The sequence below is a fragment of the Pantoea sp. GCM10028869 genome (assembly GCF_042666835.1).
Classification (GTDB): Bacteria; Pseudomonadota; Gammaproteobacteria; order Enterobacterales; family Enterobacteriaceae; genus Pantoea; species Pantoea leporis.
Genome location: NZ_JBHTGO010000013.1, coordinates 69,408 through 95,800, shown reverse-complemented (window position 1 = coordinate 95,800; position 26,393 = coordinate 69,408). Strand labels below are relative to the sequence as shown.

General features: G+C 54.8%; 33 protein-coding genes. 23 read left to right on the top strand and 10 right to left on the bottom strand.

All coding sequences use genetic code 11. From position 1 onward, the window contains the following. Positions 1-209 precede the first annotated feature (209 nt). Positions 210-677 (bottom strand): lipoprotein YedD, encoded by a 468-nt coding sequence (gene yedD / locus ACFQW4_RS22895; RefSeq protein ID WP_377727859.1) that lies wholly within the window; start codon positions 675-677, stop codon positions 210-212. Positions 678-872: 195 nt separating this feature from the next. On the opposite strand from yedD, the gene ACFQW4_RS22890 reads away from it, so the two are divergent. The 3 genes from ACFQW4_RS22890 to ACFQW4_RS22880 all read left to right on the top strand — a co-directional run bounded on the left by ACFQW4_RS22890 (position 873) and on the right by ACFQW4_RS22880 (position 4,196). Further along, complete coding sequence (locus tag ACFQW4_RS22890; RefSeq protein ID WP_377727856.1) at positions 873-2,417, top strand: methyl-accepting chemotaxis protein; 1,545 nt, start codon at positions 873-875, stop codon at positions 2,415-2,417. An 8-nt stretch (positions 2,418-2,425) separates the two neighbouring features. Beyond that, complete coding sequence (locus ACFQW4_RS22885; protein WP_377727853.1) at positions 2,426-3,718, top strand: ABC transporter substrate-binding protein; 1,293 nt, start codon at positions 2,426-2,428, stop codon at positions 3,716-3,718. 154 nt (positions 3,719-3,872) lie between these two features. Beyond that, complete coding sequence (locus ACFQW4_RS22880) at positions 3,873-4,196, top strand: DUF6388 family protein (RefSeq protein WP_101764036.1); 324 nt, start codon at positions 3,873-3,875, stop codon at positions 4,194-4,196. A 199-nt stretch (positions 4,197-4,395) separates the two neighbouring features. Here the strand turns inward: ACFQW4_RS22880 and iraP are convergent, their stop codons facing one another. Continuing rightward, the gene (gene iraP, locus ACFQW4_RS22875) at positions 4,396-4,689 is read right to left on the bottom strand and encodes an anti-adapter protein IraP (protein WP_061717593.1); all 294 of its coding nucleotides are present in this window, start codon (positions 4,687-4,689) and stop codon (positions 4,396-4,398) included. Between the two features lie 63 nt (positions 4,690-4,752). On the opposite strand from iraP, the gene ACFQW4_RS22870 reads away from it, so the two are divergent. Next, positions 4,753-4,992, top strand: a complete 240-nt coding sequence (locus ACFQW4_RS22870) for a DinI-like family protein (RefSeq protein WP_101764035.1) — start codon at positions 4,753-4,755, stop codon at positions 4,990-4,992. Positions 4,993-5,012: 20 nt separating this feature from the next. Here the strand turns inward: ACFQW4_RS22870 and ACFQW4_RS22865 are convergent, their stop codons facing one another. From ACFQW4_RS22865 to ACFQW4_RS22850, 4 genes are all read right to left on the bottom strand, one after another. Continuing rightward, positions 5,013-5,279, bottom strand: a complete 267-nt coding sequence (locus ACFQW4_RS22865; RefSeq protein WP_110866413.1) for a hypothetical protein — start codon at positions 5,277-5,279, stop codon at positions 5,013-5,015. Between the two features lie 156 nt (positions 5,280-5,435). After that, on the bottom strand, positions 5,436-5,930 hold the full coding sequence (locus ACFQW4_RS22860; protein ID WP_377727848.1) for a hypothetical protein: 495 nt from the start codon (positions 5,928-5,930) through the stop codon (positions 5,436-5,438). 82 nt (positions 5,931-6,012) lie between these two features. After that, positions 6,013-6,342, bottom strand: coding sequence for a hypothetical protein (locus ACFQW4_RS22855; RefSeq protein WP_377727845.1), 330 nt, complete (start codon positions 6,340-6,342; stop codon positions 6,013-6,015). Then, positions 6,323-6,712 carry a hypothetical protein gene (locus ACFQW4_RS22850; protein ID WP_377727843.1) on the bottom strand — a complete coding sequence of 130 codons (390 nt, stop codon included), beginning with the start codon at positions 6,710-6,712 and terminating at the stop codon, positions 6,323-6,325. Before ACFQW4_RS22850 ends, ACFQW4_RS22855 begins: the two co-directional genes overlap by 20 nt. Positions 6,713-6,856: 144 nt before the next feature. Between ACFQW4_RS22850 and ACFQW4_RS22845 the strand changes: the two genes are divergently transcribed. Continuing rightward, positions 6,857-7,504 (top strand): S24 family peptidase, encoded by a 648-nt coding sequence (locus ACFQW4_RS22845; protein WP_110866416.1) that lies wholly within the window; start codon positions 6,857-6,859, stop codon positions 7,502-7,504. Positions 7,505-7,624: 120 nt separating this feature from the next. Beyond that, positions 7,625-8,836 (top strand): diguanylate phosphodiesterase, encoded by a 1,212-nt coding sequence (locus tag ACFQW4_RS22840; protein WP_192233529.1) that lies wholly within the window; start codon positions 7,625-7,627, stop codon positions 8,834-8,836. Between the two features lie 31 nt (positions 8,837-8,867). On the opposite strand, the gene ACFQW4_RS22835 is transcribed toward ACFQW4_RS22840, so the two are convergent. Both ACFQW4_RS22835 and fliE read right to left on the bottom strand, forming a co-directional pair. After that, on the bottom strand, positions 8,868-9,575 hold the full coding sequence (locus ACFQW4_RS22835; protein ID WP_377727839.1) for a YnfC family lipoprotein: 708 nt from the start codon (positions 9,573-9,575) through the stop codon (positions 8,868-8,870). Positions 9,576-9,703: 128 nt separating this feature from the next. Beyond that, a complete protein-coding gene (gene fliE, locus ACFQW4_RS22830) occupies positions 9,704-10,015 on the bottom strand; it encodes a flagellar hook-basal body complex protein FliE (protein WP_008105389.1) in 312 nt (103 codons plus the stop codon). Between the two features lie 258 nt (positions 10,016-10,273). Between fliE and fliF the strand changes: the two genes are divergently transcribed. From fliF to ACFQW4_RS22755, 15 genes are all read left to right on the top strand, one after another. Beyond that, positions 10,274-12,004, top strand: a complete 1,731-nt coding sequence (fliF, locus tag ACFQW4_RS22825) for a flagellar basal-body MS-ring/collar protein FliF (RefSeq protein ID WP_377727836.1) — start codon at positions 10,274-10,276, stop codon at positions 12,002-12,004. Then, entirely contained in the window at positions 12,001-12,993 is a 993-nt protein-coding gene (gene fliG / locus ACFQW4_RS22820; protein WP_101763955.1) for a flagellar motor switch protein FliG, read from the top strand. The genes fliF and fliG overlap by 4 nt, the downstream gene beginning before the upstream one ends. Continuing rightward, positions 12,986-13,687, top strand: coding sequence for a flagellar assembly protein FliH (gene fliH, locus ACFQW4_RS22815; protein WP_101763954.1), 702 nt, complete (start codon positions 12,986-12,988; stop codon positions 13,685-13,687). Before fliG ends, fliH begins: the two co-directional genes overlap by 8 nt. Beyond that, positions 13,687-15,051 carry a flagellar protein export ATPase FliI gene (gene fliI, locus ACFQW4_RS22810; protein ID WP_008105395.1) on the top strand — a complete coding sequence of 455 codons (1,365 nt, stop codon included), beginning with the start codon at positions 13,687-13,689 and terminating at the stop codon, positions 15,049-15,051. The genes fliH and fliI overlap by 1 nt, the downstream gene beginning before the upstream one ends. 19 nt (positions 15,052-15,070) lie before the next feature. Next, the gene (fliJ, locus tag ACFQW4_RS22805; RefSeq protein WP_064739112.1) at positions 15,071-15,514 is read left to right on the top strand and encodes a flagellar export protein FliJ; all 444 of its coding nucleotides are present in this window, start codon (positions 15,071-15,073) and stop codon (positions 15,512-15,514) included. After that, positions 15,511-16,773, top strand: a complete 1,263-nt coding sequence (locus tag ACFQW4_RS22800; RefSeq protein WP_377727829.1) for a flagellar hook-length control protein FliK — start codon at positions 15,511-15,513, stop codon at positions 16,771-16,773. The genes fliJ and ACFQW4_RS22800 overlap by 4 nt, the downstream gene beginning before the upstream one ends. A 129-nt stretch (positions 16,774-16,902) precedes the next feature. Further along, a complete protein-coding gene (fliL, locus tag ACFQW4_RS22795) occupies positions 16,903-17,388 on the top strand; it encodes a flagellar basal body-associated protein FliL (protein ID WP_101763951.1) in 486 nt (161 codons plus the stop codon). 4 nt (positions 17,389-17,392) lie between these two features. Continuing rightward, positions 17,393-18,400 (top strand): flagellar motor switch protein FliM, encoded by a 1,008-nt coding sequence (gene fliM, locus ACFQW4_RS22790; RefSeq protein WP_064739115.1) that lies wholly within the window; start codon positions 17,393-17,395, stop codon positions 18,398-18,400. After that, the gene (fliN, locus tag ACFQW4_RS22785) at positions 18,393-18,803 is read left to right on the top strand and encodes a flagellar motor switch protein FliN (RefSeq protein WP_008105402.1); all 411 of its coding nucleotides are present in this window, start codon (positions 18,393-18,395) and stop codon (positions 18,801-18,803) included. The genes fliM and fliN overlap by 8 nt, the downstream gene beginning before the upstream one ends. A gap of 2 nt (positions 18,804-18,805) precedes the next feature. Continuing rightward, complete coding sequence (gene fliO / locus ACFQW4_RS22780) at positions 18,806-19,201, top strand: flagellar biosynthetic protein FliO (protein WP_101763950.1); 396 nt, start codon at positions 18,806-18,808, stop codon at positions 19,199-19,201. Then, positions 19,201-19,932: a flagellar type III secretion system pore protein FliP gene (gene fliP, locus ACFQW4_RS22775; protein WP_097097688.1), complete on the top strand. Its 732-nt coding sequence runs from the start codon at positions 19,201-19,203 to the stop codon at positions 19,930-19,932. Before fliO ends, fliP begins: the two co-directional genes overlap by 1 nt. Positions 19,933-19,972: 40 nt before the next feature. Beyond that, a complete protein-coding gene (fliQ, locus tag ACFQW4_RS22770) occupies positions 19,973-20,242 on the top strand; it encodes a flagellar biosynthesis protein FliQ (RefSeq protein ID WP_008105408.1) in 270 nt (89 codons plus the stop codon). Continuing rightward, entirely contained in the window at positions 20,242-21,030 is a 789-nt protein-coding gene (fliR, locus tag ACFQW4_RS22765) for a flagellar biosynthetic protein FliR (protein ID WP_377727822.1), read from the top strand. The genes fliQ and fliR overlap by 1 nt, the downstream gene beginning before the upstream one ends. A 629-nt stretch (positions 21,031-21,659) precedes the next feature. Beyond that, on the top strand, positions 21,660-22,295 hold the full coding sequence (gene rcsA, locus ACFQW4_RS22760) for a transcriptional regulator RcsA (protein WP_008105413.1): 636 nt from the start codon (positions 21,660-21,662) through the stop codon (positions 22,293-22,295). Between the two features lie 142 nt (positions 22,296-22,437). Continuing rightward, the gene (locus ACFQW4_RS22755; protein WP_137386044.1) at positions 22,438-24,141 is read left to right on the top strand and encodes a methyl-accepting chemotaxis protein; all 1,704 of its coding nucleotides are present in this window, start codon (positions 22,438-22,440) and stop codon (positions 24,139-24,141) included. A gap of 124 nt (positions 24,142-24,265) precedes the next feature. On the opposite strand, the gene dsrB is transcribed toward ACFQW4_RS22755, so the two are convergent. Beyond that, complete coding sequence (dsrB, locus tag ACFQW4_RS22750) at positions 24,266-24,460, bottom strand: protein DsrB (protein WP_101763947.1); 195 nt, start codon at positions 24,458-24,460, stop codon at positions 24,266-24,268. Between the two features lie 68 nt (positions 24,461-24,528). Then, entirely contained in the window at positions 24,529-24,687 is a 159-nt protein-coding gene (locus ACFQW4_RS22745; protein ID WP_007891469.1) for a YqaE/Pmp3 family membrane protein, read from the bottom strand. A 313-nt stretch (positions 24,688-25,000) separates the two neighbouring features. Between ACFQW4_RS22745 and yodD the strand changes: the two genes are divergently transcribed. Further along, positions 25,001-25,234 (top strand): DUF2525 domain-containing protein, encoded by a 234-nt coding sequence (gene yodD / locus ACFQW4_RS22740; RefSeq protein WP_217546270.1) that lies wholly within the window; start codon positions 25,001-25,003, stop codon positions 25,232-25,234. Between the two features lie 358 nt (positions 25,235-25,592). After that, positions 25,593-26,390 carry a mannosyl-3-phosphoglycerate phosphatase-related protein gene (locus tag ACFQW4_RS22735; protein ID WP_377727863.1) on the top strand — a complete coding sequence of 266 codons (798 nt, stop codon included), beginning with the start codon at positions 25,593-25,595 and terminating at the stop codon, positions 26,388-26,390. Positions 26,391-26,393: the final 3 nt, after the last annotated feature.

Genomic DNA, 26,393 nt, shown 5'->3' with positions numbered 1-26,393 from the left:
ATGACATGGTATCTCTCGCATCCCAGGACATAAGCGACTCCATAAACGGGTTCTTATGCCTTAGTTGTAAGTGTCTACCATGTCCCCGAACAAGTGTTCACCATGTCCCCGGACTGTACACTCCCACAGGGAGAGGGAGATGCTGCAATATGTCAGATGGGCTCGATCGGTTCCCTCTCCCACTGGGAGAGGGTTAGGGTGAGGGAAAATTACTTCTGCGTCGCCGCCGAAACCGGGCGCATAATCTCTGGCTCGATATCCTGAATCACCGCCTCGTTCGGACGCTTAGCCACTTCTTCCAGCGCCTGCTGGCACTCAACGGTTGGGCGATCCACTTTATGCAGTCTCAATCCATCGTAACGCAGCTCACCGTTCTCCAGCACCAGCGGCATCACGCGCACCTGACGCGTCACGTTAACCCAGTCATCGCCCAGACGCGTTAATTTGCCGGGTTTGGCAATCACGCGCTGCCACTGACGGCAATCCAGCGTGTCGCCTTCGGCACCAATAATCAGGCTGCCCATCGCTTGCTTGCTGATCAGCTTGCTTTGCGGCCCCACGGTTTGCCAGTTGCCCTGCAGCTCCAGCGGTGCCGGGGTTTTCACCGCTTGGTCATAATTGCTGATCTGCGCACAGCCACTCAGCGCCAGCGCGGCCACTATCATCCACTTTTTCATTCTCGGTCCCTACACTCGCATCAATGGCGGCTACGTTATAATTTTTCCCGCAGGTTGCGCAAGGTATCTGCTGCTCGCCATATGATTTTCCTCAAGCTGCTCACTTCTGCGCCGATAACTCTTCTGGAGTTAAAAGTGCCTGTAAAAACAATAATGACCGATTACACACTCACCTTCGTTACGGAGAATCCCGTTATGCGATTGACCCTTCGCGCGCGTCTGACATCGATTGTTGGCCTGCTGTGCATTTTACTGATTGTTGCCGCCATCTGGGGAATCATCGGCCTGCGCGCCGCCGACCAACGGGCGCAAAACGCCTACCAGAATGAGCTGTTACCGCTGCAATATTCATCCCGCCTGTACCGCATGGTGCAGGAACAATCCGCGACCCTGTTCGATGCCCTGCGCTACTGGACCGACAGCAGTGAAGTGGAGAAACGTCTGGCGCGCATCGCGCAGTACGGCGAGCAGATAGCCAAAGACCGCCAAACCTGGCAGCAGCTGTCGTTTGATGCGCAAACCAAACCGCTTAGCCAGCAATTCATCACCCATCTCGATGGCTGGCAAACCGCGCTGAAAGATGCCGGTGAACTGCTTAAGGGCGGCAACCCGTCCGGCGCGCTGGTGGTGATTGAAACCCACCTGCGCAGCGGCAGTCAGCTGCTGCAACAGGACATCGATCAGCTTGATGCGTTAATGCGCCAGCATGCGGAACTCACCTATCAGCAGAGCAACAGCGATTACCAGCTGGCGCGTAACAGCCTGATTATCATATTGCTGGTCGGGCTGAGCGTGGCGCTGGTGTTCGGCTGGCTGCTGATCCGCTCGATCAACCGCTCGATTGCTCAGGCGCGCGAGCTGGCCGAATCGATTGCAGCCGGTGAACTGAACCACGATATCGGCAGCGTTTCACGCGATGAGATGGGCGAACTGATGCAGTCGCTGCTGCGCATGGATGTGCGTCTGGCGGAGATCGTGCGCGACGTGGGCGAAAGCGCCACTGCGCTGAGTGATGCGGCGCGTCAGATGGCCGATGGCAATGACGATCTCTCTGAACGCACCCATTCGCAGGCCAGCTCGCTGGAACAAACCGCCGCCAGTATGGAGCAGATGACCGCCACGGTGAAACACAACGCCGATAACGCTGCGCAGGCCAACGAACTGGCTACCGACGTGCGTCATCAGGCCGAACGTGGCAGCAGCGTGCTGCGTGATGCGGTTAGCGCGATGGAGGAGATCGAATCTTCCAGCAAACGCATCGCGGATATCAACCGGGTGATCGATGAGATCGCCTTCCAGACCAACCTGCTGGCGCTCAACGCGGCTGTCGAAGCAGCGCGCGCGGGCGAACAGGGGCGCGGCTTTGCCGTGGTGGCGTCCGAAGTGCGTCAGCTGGCGCAGCGATCCGCTGGAGCCGCGCACGAGATTAAAGCGTTGATCGATGCCAGCGTGGGTAAAGTGGAAGCCGGCAGTGCGCTGGTGCAGCGTTCCGGCGCGATGCTCAATGACATCAATCTGGGCGTGGCGCGCGTGGTGGATATTGTCGGGGAAATTGCCGTAGCCAGCCGCCAGCAATCCAGCGGCATTGAACAGGTCAACACCGCAGTGATTCAGATGGATGGCGCGACGCAGCAAAACGCCTCGCTGGTGCAGGAAGCCAGCGCCGCCAGCCAGACCGTCAGCGAACATGCCGGATTGCTGGTGGAGAAGATGGCCTTCTTCAACCTGCAACAGCGCTAAGGAGCGAAATGATGCGTAAACTTCTCGCGATAATGGCGGCGTTGCCGCTGTTGAGCCACGCCGCGACCACGCTGAATATCGCCACCATCGCCAACGGCGATATGACCATCATGCAGCAGCTCGCCACGCGCTATGAGCAGGAACATCCTGACGTCAAACTGCAATGGCATGTGATGGACGATGGCGCGCTGCGTCAGGCGGTGCTGTCGGCGATGAACAGCGGCCAGGCGCAGTTCGATGTCATCACCGTTGGCACCTATGAAGCGCCGCTGTGGGGTGAAAAAGGCTGGCTGGCGCCGCTCAATAAGCTGCCCGCCGATTACGACAGCGAGGATCTCATCGCGCCAGTGCGCAAAGCGCTGTCGTTCCAGCAAACGCTCTACGCCCTGCCGTTCTACGGTGAAAGCAGCATGACCTACTATCGCAAAGATCTGTTTGCGCAAAAAGGGTTAACCATGCCCGATAATCCCGACTGGACCGATATCAAAAACTTCGCCGCCAAACTCACTGACCCGCAAAAAGGCATTTACGGTCTGTGCCTGCGTGGCCAGCCAGGCTGGGGCGATAACGTGGCGTTCATGACCACCATGGCGAATGCCTATGGCGCGCAGTGGTTCGATGAAAACTGGCAGCCGACGCTCAACTCGCCGGAGTGGCGCGAGGCGCTGGGTGATTATCTGCAGGTGGTGAAGCAGGATGGACCGCCGGATACGGTGAAAAACAGTTTCGGCCAGATTCTGCGCCTGACCGCGCAAGGTAAATGCGCGATGTGGATCGACAGTACGGTGGCAGCCGGTTTGCTGGTGAATCCGCAGATCTCATTAGTCGCCGATAAGCTGGCCTTTGCGCCTGCACCGGGCGGCATAACGCGTAACGGCTCCAATTGGTTATGGTCGTGGGCGCTGGCGGTACCGGCGAATACGCCGAATCGCGAGGCGGCGATTGCCTTTATTAGCTGGGCGACGTCAAAACAGTATATCCAGCAAGTGGCCGATACCGTCGGCTGGGGCGCGGTGCCGCCGGGCAGTCGCAATTCGACGTATCAGCAGGCGAGCTATCAGCGCCTGGCGCCGTATGCCGCGCAGGTGCGTGCGGCGATTGATTCGGCCACCGTCGAGCAGCCGACGCTCAATCCGGTGCCTTATCAGGGCGTGCAGTACGTGAGTATTCCCGGGTTTGATCAGATGGGTAACGCCGTCGGGCAGAATCTGGCGGATATGCTGAGCGGTAAACTGACGCTGGATGAAACGCTGGCAAAGAACCAACAAGATGTGACGCGGATTTATCAGCAGATGCATTGATAGGCTGTGATCACAAGTTGCACATACCGTAGCGGCGCGCTTTATCGCGCAGTAAATTGCGCCGCTACGATGCCCATGTTCTGTAAGATCGGAAACTGACAAGGCCACATGCGCGCGTTACACTAGCGCGCAAGTTGATACGCAGGAACACCGAATGAAAACCCCAGAAGAGTATTACGCTCAGGCGCGCACGATGTTTTTCGCCGCTCACCCCGACTTCCAGTCTGCACTGGATGAACTCACCGAAAGCGATGCCCGCCAGGCGAACCTGTCATTAGCGCAGTTACGCGACTGGCATGCAGAACGTATTTATGCCGCGTTTTTGCGTCAGAAGAAGCTGGATGGCATGCTGTTTTCCATTCAGCTGGCGGAACCCGACAAAGCCGTTGCCGCGGATGCCATTGAAAAGTATCTGAAATCCCACGCGGAAGCCTTAGGCATGACGTGGGAAGAGTTCTGCATCAAAAACGAGTTGTAATCGGCCACGTACTGAAACGGCATCAAAGATACATCTCCAACCACACAAAATGTTCAGGAAAAAGTTGTACAAGCTGAGAAAACTTGTATAACTTACTCATCACGACGTCAGTCGTAGATTGTCCTTGAACGAATGGTGCTGTTGCACCGCCTCTGGAAGTGTTGCTGGATTTCCACTTCCAGAGGTAATATTTTTTTTCTTACCCTTCCCGCTCAATCCCTTTTACTTCGATGTAACTTGCCACCGCCAGCAGACGATTGACGTGGGTCAGCAGCAGATCAACATCGGACTGTAAAAATTCCTGCGATGCGCGCGAAGCGGTAACAATCGCCTCCTGCACCGTATCGGAAATAGTCAACGAGTTATTCTCTTTCGCCTGAATCAGCAGCGCGGCAATCAATAACGACTGCGCCTCTACCTGCGCCACCAGCTCTTTTGCTTCCACATCCATTTTTGCCATTTTCAATAAGATATCGATAACCAGTTGGCGCATATTTACCCCTGTTTTTATTTACAGTACTATATCGCACCCGATCCAATGAATGGAACGACCCTGATGTTTGTGGAGTTGATTTACGATAAACGTAACGTGGCCGGATTACCGGGTGCACGCGAGATGATTTTGCAGGAGTTGGAAAAGCGTGTACAGCGCGTCTTTCCCGATATTGAGGTGCGCGTCAAACCGATGGAGCGTAACGCGATAGATACTGATATGAGTAAGAACGATAAAGCAACAGTTGCGCGGATTGTTGAAGAGATGTTTGATGAGGCGGAAATGTGGCTGGTGGCCGATTAGGCCACCAGTACGCTAGGCGCTTAGCTTTCCTGCTCAGCATGGTTGATGGCGATTTCGAGATCCTGAATCGCCGCATCAATGTCATCCAGCAGCTTACCCTGTTTGTTCAGCAAGGTGTCGAAGCGTCCCGCGTATTCGGTGTCTTTGTACTCACCCGCATCAAACGCCAGCCAGTGGGCAGACAGCGTCTCAGTGTTGGTCTGCGCGTAGTGGCGCATCTCTTTAAGCTGGGAGGTGACATCACGCAAGTATTCAGTTTTGGTTTTTACAGTTTCTGTATCACTCATGCTATCTTCCTTTTCGCTTAATAAGACGATTTAAATAACGCTTGAATGATTAAAGGTAGTGCAAAATATCGAAGCTGCCTTAGGAATAATCGGAAGTGACTAAAACCTGTTTGTAAACAGGGGACATCCCGGTCCCCGATGCTGAGTCGTCAGGCATTACAGATACTTCCTCGCCAGATCAATCAGCTCATCCTTCGCGGCATCGCCCAGCTTGATTACGCCCTGCTCGACAAAGCTAAACGCTCTGACAAAATCCTTCACCCCTTCTGAGAACGCCTGAGTCCCGTCGTGGCTCTGCGCCGTTGCGGCGGCTGGCGGCGCATTGGCTGCAGCGGGAGCAGCGATGTCCGGTTCGTTGGGCGGCGCAACCTCGGCTGGCGCAGGCGTTACCGCCTCAGGCGCGGCAGTGGCCGCCACCTGCGCGGGTGCAGCGGTTATCGCCTCGGGTGCCGGTGCCGGTGGAACTTCAGCCTGTGCCGCTGCCGCTGCGGGCGCAACTTCAGGTGCTGCTTCTGCGACGACGGCGGGCGTCGCTTCAGGAGCTGCGGTCGCCGTCGGTGCAGCAACGGGCGTGGCGACTTCGTTGGCGAAATCTTCCGCTGGTGACGATGCGATGGTGCTGGTTGGATTGATGACAGTTTGATCGCTCATAATGCTCTCCTTCATACTGAATAAAGATCGCAGTCGGGCAAGACGGGCTGCAATCCACGGGGTAATTCGCATGATGCCCTCCTTAACGCTTGGGTTGAGGTGGCGACTTATCTCCTTCTGCCAGTTTCCCTTTGTCAGCGGGATTGTTGACCGGGTGCTTCACGGTGCCATCGAGCTTGTTCTGCAGCGCCACCAGCTGGCTGGTAAGCTCCGCCACACGTGCTTCACGTCGTTCCGATATGGTTCGATATTGCTGTCGAATCTCTTCAACACGCTGATTGGCGCTGTTACTGACGAACAGGAATAGCACCGTCATCGCCACGCACATCAAAGACAACATCAGCAAAAAGCCGCCGAAGAACAGTTGGCGCCGATGGTTTTTCACTACGTACTCACTGTTTATCTGCATCATCACGACTCTCCTCCAGAGTGGTAATCAGTTGGTTAACCTGGCTGCGAAACTTATCGCTGTGCTCGGCTTCCGTGGTGGCCAGCAAAATGCTCAGGGCGTTTTTTATCAGCCGCAGATCGGTTTCCAGCGAAGAGATACGCCGCAGGTTTTTGTCATGTCGGATGCGCAATTCATCGTTTTCCTGGCGCATCAAGGCGTGACCTTCTTTGAGCAGCATCACCTGTTCTTTGTAACTGGTGATGATCTCCCCACCGGCACGATTGCTGGTGACGATAGCGGCGATACCTGCCATTAACGGTTTCCAGAACACAGCTGCTGCGCCGCCGCCGAGAAGCAACGCACCTATGCTGGTGACTAAACTACTTTCCATGCTTCACCTCTCACCCCTGGCAAGGGATGTGCCCCATAAGCACGCTGACCACCCTTGCCAGCTTCGCGGTCAACGCCTGAATTTAAGTTTACTTTAACTTATGAATTTAAGTATACTTAAGTCGTTACTTCAGGAGATGTCAAGATGATGAAAAAAGAATCTTCCGGTGAGCGCATCCGGGCAAGACGTAAAGCACTACAGTTGACGCAGCAGGCGCTGGCCAAAAGCATTGGGGTGTCGCATGTGGCTGTATCGCAGTGGGAAAAAGAGGAAACCGTACCGCGTGGCGAGAATTTGCTGCGGCTCGCGCAGTGGCTGCAATGCACCGCGGCATGGATTATCGACGGGGATGGCGAAGTGTTTGCCACCCACGCCAAAGCCGCACCGGTTGCGGCGGTGCCATTGATTAGCCTGGCGCAAGCGTCAGCGTGGTTGAGCGAGGAACGGTTGTTGCTCAAACAGCAGGCTGCGCATTTTCTCTATAGCGAGAGTCAGTTGGGCGATGGCGCGCTGGCGGTCACGATAGACGATCAGGCGATGCAGCCCGATTACCGGCCCGGTGACAAAGTGATCTTTGATCCTGACGTTCAGCCGCAGCCGGGCGATGTGGTGCTGGCGCTGGTGGATGGCGTGGCACGAGTGCGGATTTATCGCCTGCAAACGCAACAGCAGGATGAGCAGATCTTCACATTGCGCGCGTTGAATGACGATTTTCCGCAGCTGCATTCGGCGGAATCGGCGCTAGAAATTATCGGCACGCTGATGGAGTTGCGACGTTACCGAAGCGGCTAGCCGCTTCGCTTAAGCTGTTATAATAAAAAAAGTTTAGCCTGATCGCGGTAAGCTATGGACAGACCCCGCGGTAAGGCTGCTAATCTAGTCGCAAAATAATAAATTATCCGGACAATCTCGATGCTCACCACAATTATTTACCGCAGCCATCTGCACGATCACGTGCCAATCAAAACGCTCGAAGATATGGTTGCTAAAGCCAATAGCAAAAATAAAAACTTCGACGTTACTGGCATCCTGCTGTTCGACGGCCTGCACTTCTTCCAGCTGCTGGAAGGACCGCGTGAGTCCGTTCAGGGCATATACAAGCGTATTTGTCAGGACGCACGCCACCATAATCTGGTGGAGTTAATGCACGACTTCGCGCCTGAACGCCGTTTTGGCAAAGTCGGCATGGAGCTGTTCGATCTGCGCGAGCATGACAAGGACACTGTGCTGCAAGCTGTGCTGGATAAAGGCACCTCGCGTTATCAGCTCACCTACAACGATCGCGCGCTGCAGTTTTTGCGTACCTTCGTGGTGGCGCGCGACAAAGAGAACTACTTCGAGATCCCGCCAGCCAATACCTGGGAATTTGTTCCGGATATTGAATGGCAGAACGATCTGGAGGGTATCGATCAGAGCCTGCAGGATTGCCGCTTTGCTTTTCAACCCATCATCGATCCCTTCGCGCGCCGCGTCACTTCGTTTGAAGCGCTGATCCGCACGCCAAACGGTGGCTCACCCGATGAGTATTTCTCCGCGTTTGGCGGCGAAGCGATTTATCACGCGGATATCAAATCGAAACGTCTGGCCTTTCGCGTGGCGAACAAACTGGGCATTGGCGAGCATCGTCTGTCGATCAACCTGCTGCCGATGTCACTGGTGACGGTGCCAAACGCGGTGGAATTCCTGCTTACTGAGATCAACGCCAGCGGGCTGGTGCCGCAGCAGGTGATTGTCGAAGTGACCGAAAATGAGATCATTTCGCGCTCGGATGAATTTGCTGCCGAAGTGAGAAAGTTAAAAGCGGCGGGTATCAGCCTGGCGCTGGACGATTTTGGTGCCGGTTTTGCTGGCTTGTCGCTGTTATCGAAATTCCAACCGGACAAAATCAAAATCGATCGCGAGCTGATCCGCGATGTGCACAAAAGCGGCCCGAAGCAGGCGATCATGCACGCCATCATTAAGTGCTGCGCATCGCTGGAGATTGCGGTGATTGCCGAAGGTGTCGAGCAAGCTGAAGAGTGGATGTGGCTGGAAGCCGCAGGCATTAGCCAGTTCCAGGGTTTCCTGTTTGCTTATCCGCTGCTGAATGGATTCCCGGCGGTGGCGTGGCCGGAGATTAAATAGTGTTGGTCGCCATGCATGGCGACCCCACCAATCAGTAATACGTTACCTCAATATTGCCATACTGCTTATCAATCACGTTGCCTGCCGCGTCAACGCTAATAATGTCGCAATAATAGGGAACGTCGTGTTTGTATTTGCAGACATTGCTGACGGTTTTAATTTGGTCATTTCGCTTCACCGTGGTGACCACGTCAGAGATCTTTTTCTTATCTTCTGCTCGCACCGCGGTAGCTCGCGACTCTTCCGTTCCGGCCTGGGTAATACTCAATACCGTCATTTCACCGGCGCTGTTATAAGCGAGGTGAAACGCGGCATCGGAGGCGGGTGATGAGATCTGCTCAACCAAACCCTGTTTGTTATAGGCAATATCCACGGTCATGGTCGGCGTGACTTTCTTCACCATGGCGCAGTTCTTATCCAGCGTCACCACCACGTCCTGACCGTTTTCACTGCCTTTTAATTGGTCGCCATCGCGCGTGACATCAATCACTTCGCCCTGTTTGCGCACCGATTTCACGTGCGTCGGACAGCCGTTGCGGTCAAAATCGACATTCACTTCGAAGATCTGCTGGCCGTCGGCGGTAAACAGCGTTTGATGGGTCGTTTTGACTTTGCCGGGCAGCGCTTCGAATTGATACAGATAGGCAAAGTTTTTCATTTGCGGGTAGTAAGTCGCGTCATCCTTGTCACATCCCGTGAGCAGGACAATAGCGATTAAAAACAGCAGGGTTTTCTTCACGTGAGAATCCTCTTCTCAAAATAAGGCAGCGCGTTTGGCGGTGTACTCACTGTGATGCAGCAACCTTCCCGCCTGATATAACACCATTACCGCGCTGGACTATACCCGAAAGAAATACCCGAAAGAAACTAAACCTGCATGCTCATGATATCGGTATACGCCGACACCAGTTTGTTACGCACCTGCACGCCCATCTGCATGGAAATAGAGGATTTTTGTAGATCGACCATCACATCATTTAACTGGATGCCCGGTTTACCCATTTCGAAATCCTGCGCCTGAGCGCGGGCCGTAGTCTGGGTTTCGCTGATCTTGTCGAGTGCGGCTTTCATGGTGGCACTGAAATCGACCTGATTAGTGGACTCCGCTTGCTTACCGCTAGCCTGCAGAGACGTCATCTGCAGCTGCTGCAGCACACCCTCAATCGCCTGAATTGACATTGCCTGACCCCTAATGAAGAAGTGATTAAATTTTCACGATGAGAAAGTTAACACACTGTCAATAGGACAAAGGCGCTAAATGACCGCAAAAAACCCGGCTTATCCGCCCATCGATGTCGCGGCTTTCAACAAATAATGCCTGCCATTAAGTGGAATTTAATTTTTCTCCTCTCCCGATTTTAGGGGAGAAGTCTTCAGGGAGTACGTTTTGTCACCACAACACCACACCCGATCAATAATATCAGGCAGGAATCGGTCATGAATGCGAGTGCAGCCGCTACACAGGATACAGCTAAGAAAGGCTTCAGTGACCTTCTCGCCCGCCTGCGCGCCAATCCGCGTGTTCCCTTAATTATCGCTGCTGCTGCGGTTATCGCGGTGGTGTTTGCGTTGGTGCTGTGGGCAAAAGCGCCAGACTACCGCGTGCTTTATAACAACCTCTCCGATGAGGATGGTGGCGCGATCGTCACGCAGCTGACGCAAATGAACATCCCTTACCAGTTCGCCGATAACGGTGGAGCACTGATGGTGCCCGCCGATAAAGTGCATGAGCTGCGTCTGCGTCTGGCACAACAAGGCTTGCCGAAAGGCGGCAACGTTGGCTTCGAACTGATGGACAAAGAGAAGTTCGGGATCAGCCAGTTCAGCGAGCAGATCAACTATCAGCGTGCGCTGGAAGGTGAACTGTCGCGCACCATCGAAACGCTCGGTCCGGTGAAGAGCGTACGCGTGCATCTGGCAATGCCGAAACCGACCTTGTTCGTGCGTGAGCAGAAAGCCCCTTCCGCCTCGGTGACGCTGAACCTGCAGCCAGGCCGCGCCTTAGATGAAGGCCAGATTCAGGCCATTCAGCATATGGTTTCCAGCAGCGTGGCCGGTTTACCGCCGGGCAACGTGACCGTTGTCGATCAGGCCGGTCGTCTGTTAACCCGCTCTGACAGCGAAGGTCGCGACCTGAATGATGCGCAACTGAAATATGCGTCTGAAGTGGAAGCACGCTTCCAGCAGCGTATCGAAGCGATCCTCAATCCGATTGTCGGTCAGGGCAATGTGCATGCGCAGGTGACGGCGCAAATCAACTTCGACCGCAGCGAGCAGACCGACGAGAAATACCAGCCGAACGCCAATCCTAACAACAGCGCGGTGCGTTCACGCCAGACCAGCAACTCCGAACAGAATGGCAGCCCGTATCCAGGCGGCGTGCCGGGTGCATTGTCGAATCAGCCTGCGCCAGCCAATACCGCGCCGGTGACCAATCCGCCAACGAATAACAACAATAATGCCAACGGCCAAAACGCCAACGCGCAAACCGCCAATGCGCAGAATAACGGCAGCACCACCAGTACCGCACAGCCTTCTGGTCCGAGCAGCTCAACGCGCAACGACACGGTGAACTACGAGCTGGACCGCACCATTCGTCATACCAAGCTGAACGTCGGCGATGTGCAGCGCCTGTCGGTTGCCGTGGTGGTGAACTACCGCGACGACGGAAAAGGCAAAGCGGTGGCGCTTAACGAGCAGCAGATCAAGCAGATTGAAGATTTAACCCGTGAAGCGATGGGCTATTCACAAACCCGTGGCGACAGCGTCAACGTGGTGAACTCTCAGTTCAACATGACCGAACCAAGCGGTGGCGACCTGCCATTCTGGCAGCAGCAGTCGTTCTTCGATCAGCTGATGACTGCTGGTCGCTGGCTGCTGGTGGCGTTGGTTGGCTTCATCCTCTATCGCAAGCTGGTACGTCCACAGCTGATGCGTAAGAAAGAGCAGGAGAAGGCAGCGGCTGAAGCGCTGGCGGCACGCTCTGCGGCCATGGAAGAAGAAGAAGCCTTTAACGTTCAGCTCAGCAAAGACGAGCTGGATCAGGAGCGTAAATCTACTAACCGCATGAGCGCCGAGGTGATGAGCCAGCGTATCCGCGACATGTCTGAAAACGATCCGCGCGTCGTCGCGCTGGTTATCCGCGAATGGATGAGTAAAGAACTATGAGTCTGACCGGTACAGAAAAAAGCGCCATTCTGATGATGACCATCGGCGAAGAGCGCGCGGCGGAGGTGTTCAAACACCTTAACCAGCGTGAAGTTCAGCACCTGAGTGGCGCCATGGCCAACATGCGCCAGGTTTCACACAAACAGCTGACCGAAGTGCTGCGCGAGTTCGAAGCCGATGCCGAACAGTTTGCGGCGCTGAGCCTCAACTCCAACGATTATCTGCGTTCGGTGCTGATCAAAGCGCTGGGCGAGGAGCGGGCTTCAAGTCTGCTGGAAGATATTCTCGAGAAAAACGAGACCACCAGCGGTATGGAAACGCTCAACTTCATGGAGCCACAGGCGGCCGCCGACCTTATTCGCGACGAGCATCCGCAGATTATCGCCACCATCCTTGTCCACCTCAAACGTGGCCAGGCGGCGGATATTCTGGCGCTGTTCGACGAGCGTCTGCGTCACGATGTGATGCTGCGTATCGCCACCTTCGGCGGTGTCCAGCCGGCGGCGCTGGCGGAGTTGACCGAAGTACTGAATGGCCTGCTCGACGGCACCAACCTCAAGCGCGCGAAGATGGGCGGCGTGAGAACCGCGGCAGAAATTATCAACCTGATGAAAACCCAGCAGGAAGAAGCGGTTATCGAAGCAGTACGCGACTTCGATGGCGAGCTGGCACAGAAGATCATCGACGAGATGTTCCTGTTCGAAAACCTGGTGGAAGTGGACGACCGCAGCATCCAGCGTCTGTTGCAGGAAGTGGAATCCGAGCAGTTGCTGGTGGCATTGAAGGGTGCCGAACAGCCGCTGCGCGAGAAGTTCCTCAAGAACATGTCCGCCCGTGCGGCCGATATCCTGCGCGACGATCTGGCCAACCGTGGTCCGGTACGTATGTCGGCGGTGGAGAACGAGCAGAAGGCCATTCTTCTGGTGGTGCGCCGCTTAGCAGAATCCGGCGAGATGGTGATTGGTGGTGGCGAGGAAACCTATGTCTGATGCCTTTTCCGCCCGCGCGTGGCAGCGCTGGCAGCCTGATGATTTAGGCAGCCCGTTTGGTGCCGAACCGGAACCTCAGTTAGATGAACCGGAGATCGATGTCGAACTGAGCGCCGAAGCGGAACAGCAGCAACAGCTGGAACGCATGCAGCAGCAGATGCGCAAAGATGCGCAGACGCAAGGCTACAGCGAAGGCTATCAGAAAGGTTTCGCCGAAGCGCAACAGAACGGTTATGACGCCGGTTTCCAGCAAGGCTTAGCCGATGCGCAGCAGCAGCAAGCGCCGCTGCAGGCACGTATGCAGCAGCTGGTGACCGAGTTCCATCACACGCTCGAAGCACTCGACAGCGTGATCGCTTCACGTCTGATGCAGCTGGCGCTGGAAGCCGCGCGCACGGTGATTGGCCAGGCCACGCAGGTGGACGGCACCGCCCTGCTGCGTCAAATCCAGCAGCTGATTCAGCAGGAACCGATGTTCAGCGGCAAACCGCAGCTGCGCGTCCATCCGGACGATCTGCAGCGCATCGAGCAGACGCTGGGTCCAACGCTCGATCTGCACGGCTGGCGCTTGCTGGCCGACAGCACGCTGCATCCTGGCGGCTGTAAGCTTAGCGCCGAAGATGGCGACCTTGATGCGAGCGTGGCAACACGCTGGCAGGAGCTGTGCCGCCTGGCCGCTCCGGGGACACTGTAATGACCTCCTCACGCCTTTCACGCTGGCTCGGCGCGCTCGACGCCTTCGAAGAACGCATTTCACAGGTACAAACCGTGCGTCGTTACGGTCGCCTGACGCGCGCCACCGGCTTAGTGCTGGAAGCCACCGGCCTTCAGCTGCCGCTCGGTGCTACCTGCATTATTGAACGTACCGATGGCAGCAAGATCACTGAAGTTGAAAGTGAAGTGGTCGGCTTCAACGGACAGAAACTGCTGATGATGCCGCTGGAAGAAGTCGACGGTATTTTGCCGGGCGCACGCGTTTATGCGCGCGTCAGTGGCGACAGCGGCCACAGCGGCAAACAGATGCTGCTGGGCCCGGAGTTATTGGGTCGCGTACTGGACGGCAGCGGCAAACCCCTCGACGGTTTACCCGCGCCGGAAACCGGCTATCGCGCCCCGCTGATCACCGCGCCATTCAACCCGCTGCAACGTACGCCGATTGAAGATGTGCTGGATACCGGCGTGCGCGCCATCAATGCCCTGCTCACCGTGGGTCGCGGTCAACGTATGGGCCTGTTCGCCGGTTCCGGCGTCGGTAAAAGCGTGCTGCTCGGCATGATGGCGCGCTACACCAAAGCCGACGTGATCGTGGTGGGGTTGATTGGTGAACGTGGTCGTGAAGTTAAAGAGTTCATTGAAAATATTCTCGGTGCCGAAGGCCGTGCGCGTTCGGTGGTGATCGCCGCGCCGGCGGACGTCTCGCCACTGCTGCGTATGCAGGGTGCCGCCTATGCCACGCGTATCGCTGAAGATTTCCGCGATCGCGGCCAGCATGTGCTGCTGATTATGGATTCCCTCACCCGCTACGCCATGGCGCAACGTGAAATCGCACTGGCCATAGGTGAGCCGCCGGCGACTAAAGGTTATCCGCCTTCGGTGTTCGCCAAATTGCCTGCGCTGGTGGAACGCGCCGGTAACGGTACGCACGGCGGCGGTTCAATCACCGCCTTTTATACCGTGCTGACCGAAGGCGACGATCAGCAAGACCCGATTGCCGACTCGGCGCGTGCGATTCTCGACGGCCACATCGTGCTGTCGCGTCGTCTGGCGGAAGCCGGTCACTATCCGGCAATTGATATCGAAGCGTCAATCAGCCGCGCCATGACCTCATTAATTGATGAGACGCACTACGCGCGCGTGCGTCAGTTTAAACAGTTGCTCTCCAGCTTCCAGCGTAACCGCGATCTGGTGAGTGTGGGTGCGTATGCCGCAGGCAGCGATCCGATGCTGGACCGCGCCATCAAGCTCTATCCGGAGATGGAAGCCTTCCTGCATCAGGGCATTTTCGAACGCAGCGACTACGACGATGCCTGTTTGCATCTGCAGGCGATGTTCGGTTAACGCCAAACGAGGTTAAGTGATGAAAACGGCCAGTGCGATCAACAAGCTGCGCGATATGGCGGAGCAGGAACTGGAGAGTGCGGTGATTCACCTTGGCGATATGCGCCGGGGTGTGCAGCAGGCCGACGAACAACTCAGCATGCTGCTGGATTATCAGGATGAGTATCGCAACAAGCTCAATCAGGATATGTCCGGCGGCATCGCCAGCACGCGCTGGACCAATTATCACCAGTTTATTCAGACGCTGGAAAAAGCCATCGAACAGCATCGCCAACAGCTTTCCCAGTGGAATCAACGCCTCGACAGCGCGCTGAGCAACTGGCGTGAAAAGCATAAGCGGCTCAATGCTTATCAAACGCTGATTACGCGCGCTGAGGAAAACGCATTACGACAAGAAAACCGTCTCGATCAGAAACGGATGGATGAATTTGCCCAACGGGCCGCATTGAGGAAAGGCGAATGATTACGCTGCCAACAGTTGCTACGCAAACCTCGGTTTTGGGAGACGCTGACACTTCAGTTTCATCAGATGTTTTGCAGGGCGCGGAGTCGCTGCCGCAGGGATTTATTACTGAACTCGGCAACCGCTTGCTGACGCTGGTAAAGCAACAAGCTGTTAACACGCAATCGACTGATCTGACAGCAGAAGTTGATGAAAAAGACGTCAGTAAGGCTTCGCTAAGCGCGTTATTACAGGCGCTGGAGAAACCCGATGCGTTAAACGCACTTTTACAGCCGGAAAACACTAAAGCCACGCTGAAATCAGCCGATGATAAAGACAAGAGTGAGGCAAGTTCGTTAACTGCCAGCGACTTACAGAATGTGCAGGCGTTATTCGCCATGTTGCCGGTGGCGGTAGAGAACCGCACCAGCCCAACCAGCGTAAGTAGCAGCGCAGGCGAAGGGAAAACCGACACTCGCGCTTCGCTTAATACCGCACTGTTAAGGGGTTCGTTGGACGGGGCAGTAAAAGAAGAGCACGCGCAGCCGGATGGCGCACAGAAGAAATCCAGCGATGCTGTAACGCTCTTAACGCAAACGGCCAGCAGCACGCAGAGCAGCAGCGTCAGCACCACCGCCAGTAACAGCAGCGGGTTGACGCTGGATGAGAGTTTTAAGCAGGTGCTGAATGCGCTGAGTAAGCCGGAAGCGCGCGCCGCCGCGCAGAGCAGTGATGACCCGGTGACGCCATTCACCAGCGCACCGCTCAGCGCCACCAGCTCGTTGGTAAGCAGCACCGCTTCGACCAGCACCACGCCGTCGACGCCCATGCTGAATGCGCAGCTCGGCAGCAGCGAGTGGCAGCAGGCGCTGAGTCAGCAGATTGTGATGTTTAGCCGCAACGGGCAGCAGAACGCCGAGTTGCGTCTACATCCGCAGGATCTGGGCGCTATCCAGATCAGCCTGACCCTTGATAAGGATCAGGCACAGTTAAATATGGTTTCCAGCCACAGCCAAGTGAGGGCCGCGCTGGAAGCGGCTCTTCCTCAGCTGCGTAGCGCATTGGCGGAGAGCGGAATAAACCTGGGACAGAGTAACGTCAGCAGCGACGCCTTCGCACAGGGCCAGAGTTATCAGGGCCAGCAGGAAGGACGTCGTGACGGACAGCACGGCAGCTTTACCCTCTCCCAGGACAGTGACAACGAGATAACGCCTATTGCCGTCCCGGCAGCCCTTCAAGCGCGCGCGGCCGGTAACGGCGCTGTCGATATCTTTGCCTGATAGCCGCTAAACGCTGAAGGTAAGCGTAAAACCCGCGTCTTTTCTTCCCATTGTTTGACTTAAGACGCGGGATAATCTGTCCAGGTAAGCCGAGAGGCTTGCCCATAATTCACAGGAAGTAACTGCAAGATGTCTGATAACGCGAAAGCTAAAGGCCGCAAACGTTCACTACTACTACCGGTGTTACTGATTGTAACGCTGGCCGCTTGCAGCGTGGCAGGCTATGCAGTCTGGCGAATGATGAATAAACACGAAGGCAGCCAACCGGACGCGGCGAAAGTCGAGCCACCGGCTGCTCCCGTATTTTTTGCAATGGATACGTTTACAGTAAACCTGGTCAATCCTGACAACGATCCCGACCGTGTGCTGTACGTGGGTTTCACCCTGCGTCTGCCCGATGAGGATACCCGTCGTCGGTTGAACGATTACCTGCCGGAAGTGCGCAGCCGTCTGCTGTTACTGCTCTCGCGTCAAAGCGCGACGGCTCTGGCAACAGAGCAAGGCAAACAGGCCCTGGTTGAGCAGATCAAACAGGTGCTGGCGCCGCCGCTGGTAAAAGGCCAACCGGCTCAGGTTGTCAATGACGTGCTGTTTACCGCCTTCATTTTGAGGTGATTTAATGGGCGATAGCATTCTCTCCCAGGCTGAGATTGACGCGCTGCTTAATGGCGACAGTGACAGTGCGGAAGTAGAGAACAGTTCCAAAGGGACCGATGGCGATATCCGTCCCTATGATCCCAATACTCAGCGCCGCGTCGTACGTGAGCGTCTGCAGGCGCTGGAGATCATCAACGAGCGCTTTGCCCGTCATTTCCGTATGGCGCTGTTTAACCTGCTGCGCCGTAGCCCCGATATTAGTGTGGGTGCGATCAAGATTCAGCCGTACCACGAGTTCGCCCGCAACCTGCCGGTGCCAACTAACCTGAACCTGATCCACCTGAAGCCGCTGCGCGGCACGGCGCTGGTGGTGTTTTCACCGAGCCTGGTTTTTATTGCTGTCGATAACCTGTTTGGCGGCGACGGTCGTTTCCCGACCAAAGTCGAAGGACGTGAATTTACCCATACCGAACAGCGCGTGATTCGCCGCATGTTGAAATTGGCGCTGGATGGCTACAGCGACGCATGGAAAGCGATTTATCCGCTGGAAGTGGAGTATGTACGTTCCGAGATGCAGGTGAAGTTCACCAACATCACCACTTCACCGAATGACATCGTGGTGAACACGCCGTTCCAGGTGGAGATTGGAAACCTGGTCGGTGAATTCAATATCTGTATTCCGTTTTCGATGATTGAGCCGCTGCGCGAGCTGCTGGTCAATCCCCCACTGGAAAACTCACGCCGGGAAGATAATCACTGGCGCGACAATCTGGTGAAACAGGTGCAGCACTCGGAGCTGGAGCTGATTGCCCATTTCGCCGAAACATCGCTGCGCCTGTCACGTATTTTGCAGCTGAAACCAGGTGACGTCCTGCCCATTGAGAAGCCGGACCGCATCATCGCTCACGTCGATAGCGTGCCGGTGCTGACCAGCCAATACGGCACCATCAATGGCCAGTACGCCCTGCGTGTAGAACATTTGATTAACCCGATTTTGAATTCGCTGAACGAGGAACAGCCCGATGAGTGACAGCAAGAAACCGTCCGACGACGACATCTCCGCGGACGATCTGTGGGCTGCAGCTATGAACGAACAAACCACCACCAGCGCGCCAGATCCAACTGAAAATGTGTTCAAGTCGCTGGAAAATCCTGGCATCAGCGGCTCGCTGCAGGATATCGATCTGATCATGGATATCCCGGTCAAGCTGACCGTGGAACTGGGTCGCACCAAGATGACCATCAAAGAGCTGCTGCGCTTGACGCAGGGTTCGGTGGTGGCGCTGGATGGGCTGGCCGGGGAACCGCTGGATATTCTGATCAACGGTTATCTGATCGCACAGGGTGAAGTGGTGGTGGTGAACGACAAATATGGCGTGCGCATCACCGACATCATTACCCCGTCTGAACGTATGCGTCGTCTGAGCCGTTAAGCATGTTAAAACACACGCAAGCCGAACAACCGGTACCCAGCCAGCCGGTGGTCTCAACCGGTTCGGTGATTGGCCAGGTCAGCAGCGTGCTGGCAGTAATTGTTCTGCTGATTCTCGGCTGCGGCTGGCTGGCCAAACGCCTTGGCTTTGCACCGAAAACGGTGACCGGCCAGGCGCTGAAAGTCAGCGCGACGGTGCAGGTTGGCCAGCGTGAGCGTGTGGTCATTGTCGATACCGCCGATGCGCGTCTGGTGTTGGGCGTGACCGCCCAGCAGATCACCCATCTGCATTCGTTACCGCCGCTGCCGCCGGAAGAACGGGCAAATCACAGCGCTGCGCCACAGGATTTTCGTCAGCTGTTCCAGAACCTGGTTAAACGTCCCGGAAAACCACAATGATGCGTCGATTACTTCCTCTTCTGCCGCTGCTGTTGCTGGCACCGGTTGCCCATGCGCAGCTGCCAGGTTTAATCAGCCAGCCGCTGGCGAACGGTGGCCAGAGCTGGTCGCTGCCGGTACAGACGCTGGTGTTCATCACCTCGCTGACCTTTATTCCGGCGGTGCTGCTGATGATGACCAGCTTCACGCGCATCATTATTGTGTTTGGTTTGCTGCGTAACGCCCTCGGCACGCCGTCGGCGCCGCCAAACCAGGTGCTGCTCGGCCTGGCGCTGTTTCTGACCTTCTTTATCATGGCGCCGACCTTCGACAAGATTTACTCCGACGCCTATGTGCCGTTCAGCCAGGACAAAATCAGTATGGCGGACGCGATTGACAAAGGTGCTCAGCCGCTGCGTGAATTTATGCTGCGTCAAACGCGCGAAGCCGATTTAGCGCTGTTTGCCCGTCTGGCCAACACCGCACCGATTCAGGGTCCGGAAGCGGTTCCGATGCGTATTCTGCTGCCGGCGTATGTCACCAGTGAACTGAAAACGGCCTTCCAGATTGGTTTCACCGTGTTCATTCCGTTCCTGATCATCGATCTGGTGGTCGCCAGCGTACTGATGGCGCTGGGGATGATGATGGTGCCGCCGGCGACCATTTCCCTGCCGTTCAAGCTGATGCTGTTCGTGCTGGTGGATGGCTGGCAGCTGCTGGTGGGTTCACTGGCGCAAAGTTTCTACTCTTGAGTGGCGTTCGCCCTCACCTTTCTTTCTCGAGGAGTGCAGCATGACACCTGAATCAGTGATGGTTATGGGCCAGGAAGCAATGCGTGTCGCCCTGCTGATGGCCGCGCCGATGTTGCTGGTGGCGTTGATCAGCGGATTGATCATCAGCGTGCTGCAAGCCGCGACCCAGATTAACGAACAAACGCTCTCCTTTATCCCCAAGATTCTGGCCGTCGCCGCTACGGCGGTAATCGCAGGTCCGTGGATGCTTAATCTGATGCTGGATTACATTCGCACGCTGTTTAGCAATCTGCCGTACATTATTGGCTAATGATTAACCTCGACAGCGACCAGCTGATCCATTGGGTCGCACAATTCTTCTGGCCGATGGTGCGTTTGCTGGCGCTGTTTGCCAGCGCGCCGGTGCTGAGCGAAAAATCGATTCCCAAACGCGTCAAGATTGGCCTCGCGGTATTGACCACCTGGATCATCCTACCGGTACTGCCGCCGGTGGAGGCGACCCTGTTTACACCCGCGGGATTTTGGTTGCTACTGCAACAGCTGCTGATTGGCGTGAGCATCGGCCTGACCATGCAGTTCGCCTTTGCGGCGGTGCGTATGGCGGGGGAAGTGATTGGTTTGCAGATGGGATTGTCCTTCGCCACCTTCTTCGATCCGGGCAGCCGCCTGAACATGCCGGTGCTGGCTCGTTTTCTCGATATGCTGGCCATGCTGCTGTTTCTTACCTTCAACGGACATCTGTGGCTGATTTCACTGCTGGTGGACAGTTTTCATACGTTGCCAATCAGCGATCAGCCGCTCAACGCCAATGCTTTTATGGCGTTGGTGAAATCCGCGGGATTAATTTTCCTTAATGGCATGATGTTAGCGCTGCCCTTAATAGTTCTGCTCCTCACGCTAAACATGGCACTAGGTTTGTTAAACCGTGTTTCACCACAACTCTCTATTTTCGCGGTTGGCTTCCCGATTACCTTAACGGTGGGCATCCTCAGCGTAGGGTTGATGATGCCGCTGCTTGCTCCCTTCTGCGAACATCTGTTTAGCGAAGTCTTTGATTTACTCGCCCAGTTTGTGTCAGAACTTTCCCGCGCCCGTTGATTAACTATTCTGTAGACGCCCTTAAGTAATAGTTAAGCATTCAAAATCTGTTAGTGCATTTTCTGAACCATATTTCTCAGAAATCAACTGAGGAAATTCTGATAAGTGCGCATTTTTGGTGAAAATTATTCTTATTAAACCGCGCTTCGCGTATTTTAGTCAGACGATTCCTAAGGGGCTAAACCTGCTGAATCGGTTGATTAAATGCTCAAAGGGCTGTTTTTAAACAAAAAAAATTTCACAGCGATTTTTCTTGTCTAAATCCCTTTTTTCCGGCATTGTCAACGCTCGCTGAAGCGTCATACTTTCGCCACACAAATGTTTTTAAGATTTGTCCTATCAGATTTGTCTGTGATCTGCGCGATAGTGACAGGGCTCTCAAAACAGAGCGAATAAAACACTTAATGCAAATCCTTAGCCATTCCCACTATGGCTGAGATGAGAGTGACGTGGATGTACTATAAAAAAAACTTCGCAGCACGGTTCAGGGAAGAGTCATGATGGCGCATGGACAACTATCGCCAATCTGCTGAGCAGAATAAAAAAGTGTCTTTGGAAATTTCTCTCGTACCGCAAACGCGTATTCATCGTTGATTTAAACGGATAACAAATTGGTGAGGGTCGCTATAATGCCAACGATTATTATGGATTCATGTAATTACACACGCCTGGGTTTGTCTGACTATATGTCTGCGAAAGGAGTTAAAAAGAAAAATATTACTCCTGTCTCGGATATCGACCAATTGCAACAAAGATGTGAGCAAATTAAGCCGGGCGTTGTGTTTATCAACGAAGAGTGCTTTATTCACGAATCTGATTCCAGCGATCGTATTCGTGCTATTATCATGCAGCATCCTGATACCTTATTCTTTATTTTCATGGCGATCTCGAATATCCATTTTGAGGAATACCTCTACGTTCGTAAGAACCTGATTATTACATCAAAATCGATAAAAACTTCGACGTTGGATTCGTTATTAGGCACCTATTTGCAAAAGAAACTCAACGCTTCGCCGCGTATTTCTGCCGGGCTCGACGTGCATCCACTGACATTAAGTCAGACTGAATCAAATATGCTGAAAATGTGGATGTCAGGTCATGACACCATTCAGATATCTGAGAACATGCAAATTAAAGCCAAAACCGTATCGTCACATAAAGGTAATATTAAACGTAAAATTAAAACCCATAATAAGCAGGTTATTTATCATGTCGTCCGTTTGACTGATAATGTCACCTCAGGGATTTATGTTAACGTGCGATAATTACCTACAGTGAATAAAAGGGCTAATCATCTGATTGGCCCTTTTCACGTTTTGAGAGTTTGATCCCACTTTCCTGCCTAATCCTTTCCCCCTGCCTGCCGATGCTTATTCTCATAACACCTACCTACATGAGAGCAAGGATATGAAAACAGCATCGATTGATGAGCAATATAAGCTCAGCATCTGGCAGAACCTGCGCCTGATGCCTTTGTTCAGTATGATCTTTGGTGGCATTCTGCTGCTTTTTGCCCTGTGCATTGGACTCGCCAGCTACTTTTTGATTCAGAGTAATAATTCCCTAAACGATGCCACCGAAGAAATCCAAATTCGTATGGGTATCTCTAACAGTTCTAACCATCTGCGTACTGCGCGACTCAATGTGCTGCAATCCGGTGCCGCCGCGCGTATTGGTGAAATGGATGGTTATCGTGCCGATTTAGCGCGCACCGAGACGCGTATTAAACAAGCGCGCGAAGGTTTTAAACTCTATATGGATCGCAAGGCGAAAACGCCGGCGGATATTGCCCTCGATGAACCGCTGACCGCCAGCTTCAATGCCTATATTGATAAAGGTCTCAAGCCGATGATTGAATCGGCTAAACAGGGCAGCTTCGAAGGCATTGTGGCGCAGGAAACTGACGTCACGCGCAAACTGGATGATGCCTACAACGCCGTGCTGCTGAAGGCGATTAAAATCCGTACTGACCGCGCCGAAGCGATTAATGCCGAAGCCGCGCATCAATCACGCATTGGCTTTATTGCTATGGCGGTGGCGTTTGCTGCCGCCTTGCTGCTGGTGCTGCTGACCTTCGTGTTCCTGCGTCGCGTGGTGATCACCCCGCTACGTCAGTCCGTTGATCGCATCGAGCGTATCGCGCAAGGCGATCTCACCGCGCCGGAACAAGCCTATGGCCGCAGCGAGATTGGTAGCTTGCTGCATAACCTGCAGCTGATGCAGGCCTCGCTGGTGCGTACCGTCGGTACGGTGCGAGAAGGCGCGGTAGCGATTTATCAGGGTTCCAGCGAGATTTCCGCCGGTAACACCGATCTCTCATCACGTACTGAAGAGCAGGCCTCCGCGCTGGAGCAAACCGCCGCCAGCATGGAGCAGCTCACCGCCACGGTGAAACAGAACGCCGAGAACGCCCATCACGCCAGCCAGCTGGCCGCCGATGCCTCAGGCAAAGCGCGCAGCGGTGGCGATCTGGTGAGCGGCGTGGTGCAAACCATGAACAATATTTCTGGCAGCTCGAAAAAGATTGCCGAGATCACCAACGTCATCAACAGCATCGCCTTCCAGACCAACATTCTGGCGCTGAATGCTGCGGTGGAAGCGGCGCGTGCCGGTGAGCAAGGCCGTGGTTTTGCCGTGGTGGCCAGCGAAGTACGTAACCTGGCGCAACGCAGTGCGCAGGCGGCGAAAGAGATTGAAACGCTGATTGCTGAATCGGTGGGTTTGATCACCAACGGTTCACGCCAGGTCGGCGAAGCCGGTAATACCATGGGCGAGATTGTTGAAGCGGTGCGGCGCGTGACGGACATTATGGCTGAGATTGCCGCCGCGTCGGATGAGCAGAGCCGTGGCATCCAGCAGGTGAGCCTGGCGGTGACCGAGATGGATAACGTGACGCAGCAGAACGCCTCGCTGGTTGAGGAAGCCTCTTCGGCAGCGGCTTCGCTGGAAGATCAGGCCGGCAGATTGACGCAGGCGGTGGCGGTGTTCCGTTTGAATGACGCGCCAGTGGCGCACGTGGCTAAAGCGGCGCAGTCTGCGTTGCGTACGCCAAATCTGGCGCCACGTCCTGCATTGGCGACGTCAGGGAATGATAACTGGGAGACATTTTGATTTGAGGTAGTGCGCGAAGTCCCTCACCCCGGCCCTCTCCCATACATGGGCGAAGAAGTGGATGTTGCGCCGATCTTTCCCCTCTCCCGCTTGCGGGAGAGGGTTAAGGTGAGGGAAAAATCAATCAAGCCTCTTCATACGGCTCCACAAAAACCCCTTCAGCATGATCGCTTTCATTAAAGAACCAAATCCCCAGCGGGTAATCTTCTAACGCCACCAGATACATGATGCCTTCATTGAATGCTTCCACTGCCAGCACCGTACCCACACGGCGCGGGCCGCCGTCGGTTTTAACCGTAACGCGATCGTTCACCTTCATTGATTACTCTCCACAAATTGTCCTGCGACACAGTTTAACGGAAGATAATCAACACTGCCTGATCGCGATCAGCGTCGGGCGATAACCCACACCGCATGCACGATGCCTGGAATGTAGCCGCACAACGTCAGCAGAATATTGAGCCAGAAAGCCCCACCAAAACCGACTTGCAAGAATACGCCCAGTGGCGGAACCAAAATGGCGATGACAATACGTAAAAAGTCCATATTCACTCCCTGATATCACTTAACAATCAATCGCTAAGCATAGTCGCTGTTACGCACTGTGCACTTAAAGGCAGGTAAAACTCTGTCAAGATGCGCTTTTTCGCTTTCTTAACGTTTCGCAGAGAGACTTTTGACGCAGGCTGCTCGTACACTTCTCAGTACTGCACCAACCCCAAAGGCGCAGTCAACCTAAAAGTAACAAGGATTTTTGCCCGCGCAGCGCGGGCTTTTTTTTGCCTGCCCTTTGCCCTCCGCGCCCTCTTTTCACCAACGACTATACTGGTGTAGATCCGATCGCCTCCGGGAGGCCGCCATGACCACTGCAAAAGAGTACAGCGAGAGAGTTCAGCGCGAAGTGAATGTCGATGTTGATGCGTTGCTGGAAGCGATTCAGAAGAGAACGTCGGGCGAGGTAAAAGAGTTTATGGAAGCCGAAGACGCGCATCGCGTTACGGTAAATGGCGCAGCCTATGACTCTTACTCCGAGCTAGCGGAAGCCTTCGAACTCGACATTCGCGACTTCGCCAGCAGCGAAGTGAACCGCTGAAATCGATTTCAAAAAAATACCCGGCGGGATGGCCGGGTAAAGTAAATCAGTAAGTTCGTTACACCAGGGAATTCTTAACACCCTGTCAGATTACGCCTTAGTCTGATTAAGACAAGACTCATCCCTGCATGTAAATCGAACAATTTTGTATAAGCATTCATGTGAATCGTCCCACGCGCCGCGTCACTGCTGGTTTCAGCTGTGCACGAAATGTGCATCGCGCCTCCCACCACGTTTGCCATTTAAGAATTATCCTGGATGTCGCTGGCCGGGTCGCGGGAAAAAGTGTGATCGCGATTCCGCTATTATACTGATTACTCTTCGCTTTACGGATGCCACTGGCGTAAGGAGTGTGATGATGCTGAGTCTTAACTCTTCCCTGATGATCATTACCGATCTTGATGGCTCATTGCTGGATCATCATGACTATAACTGGGATGCGGCCAGTGCATGGCTGGCGCGTCTGAAACAACATCAGATTCCGCTGGTGATTTGTTCCAGCAAAACGGCGGCCGAGATTATTCCGCTACAAAAGAAGTTAGGCATTGTCGGTGCGCCCTTTATTGCTGAAAACGGTGCGCGCGTGGTGTTGGGCGGTGAACACACCCCGCCGATCGAAACCAGCGCCAGCTATCATGCGCTGTGCCAGACGCTGCAGGCGTTGCAGGCACGATTTCGCTTCAACGGCTTTCATGAATTTAGTGATGCCGAAGTCGCACGTTTTACCGGTTTAACCCTTGCCGAAGCCAGCCAAAGCCGCCTGCGCGAAGCGTCGGAAGTGGTGTTGTGGCGCGATGACGAACAGCGTTTACCGGAATTCCGCGCGGCGCTGGCAGAACACAATCTGGCGTTAACCCAGGGCGGGCGTTTCTGGCATGTGATGCCCGCCGGCACCGGCAAAGGTATCGCGCTGGCGGACATTCAGCAGCATCTCGCCGCGCAGGAAGGAGAAGCGCGCACCACAATCGGCTTGGGCGATGGTCCTAACGATGTGCCGATGCTGGAGCGCGTTGATTATGCCGTGGTGATAAAAGGCTTCAGTAAAACGCCGGTGGCGTTGCAACGCACCGATACTGAGAACGTTTACCACACCGCGCACGTCGGTCCTCAGGGCTGGCGTGAAGGTCTGGACTATTTTCTTGCGCCGAATGAGTAACGG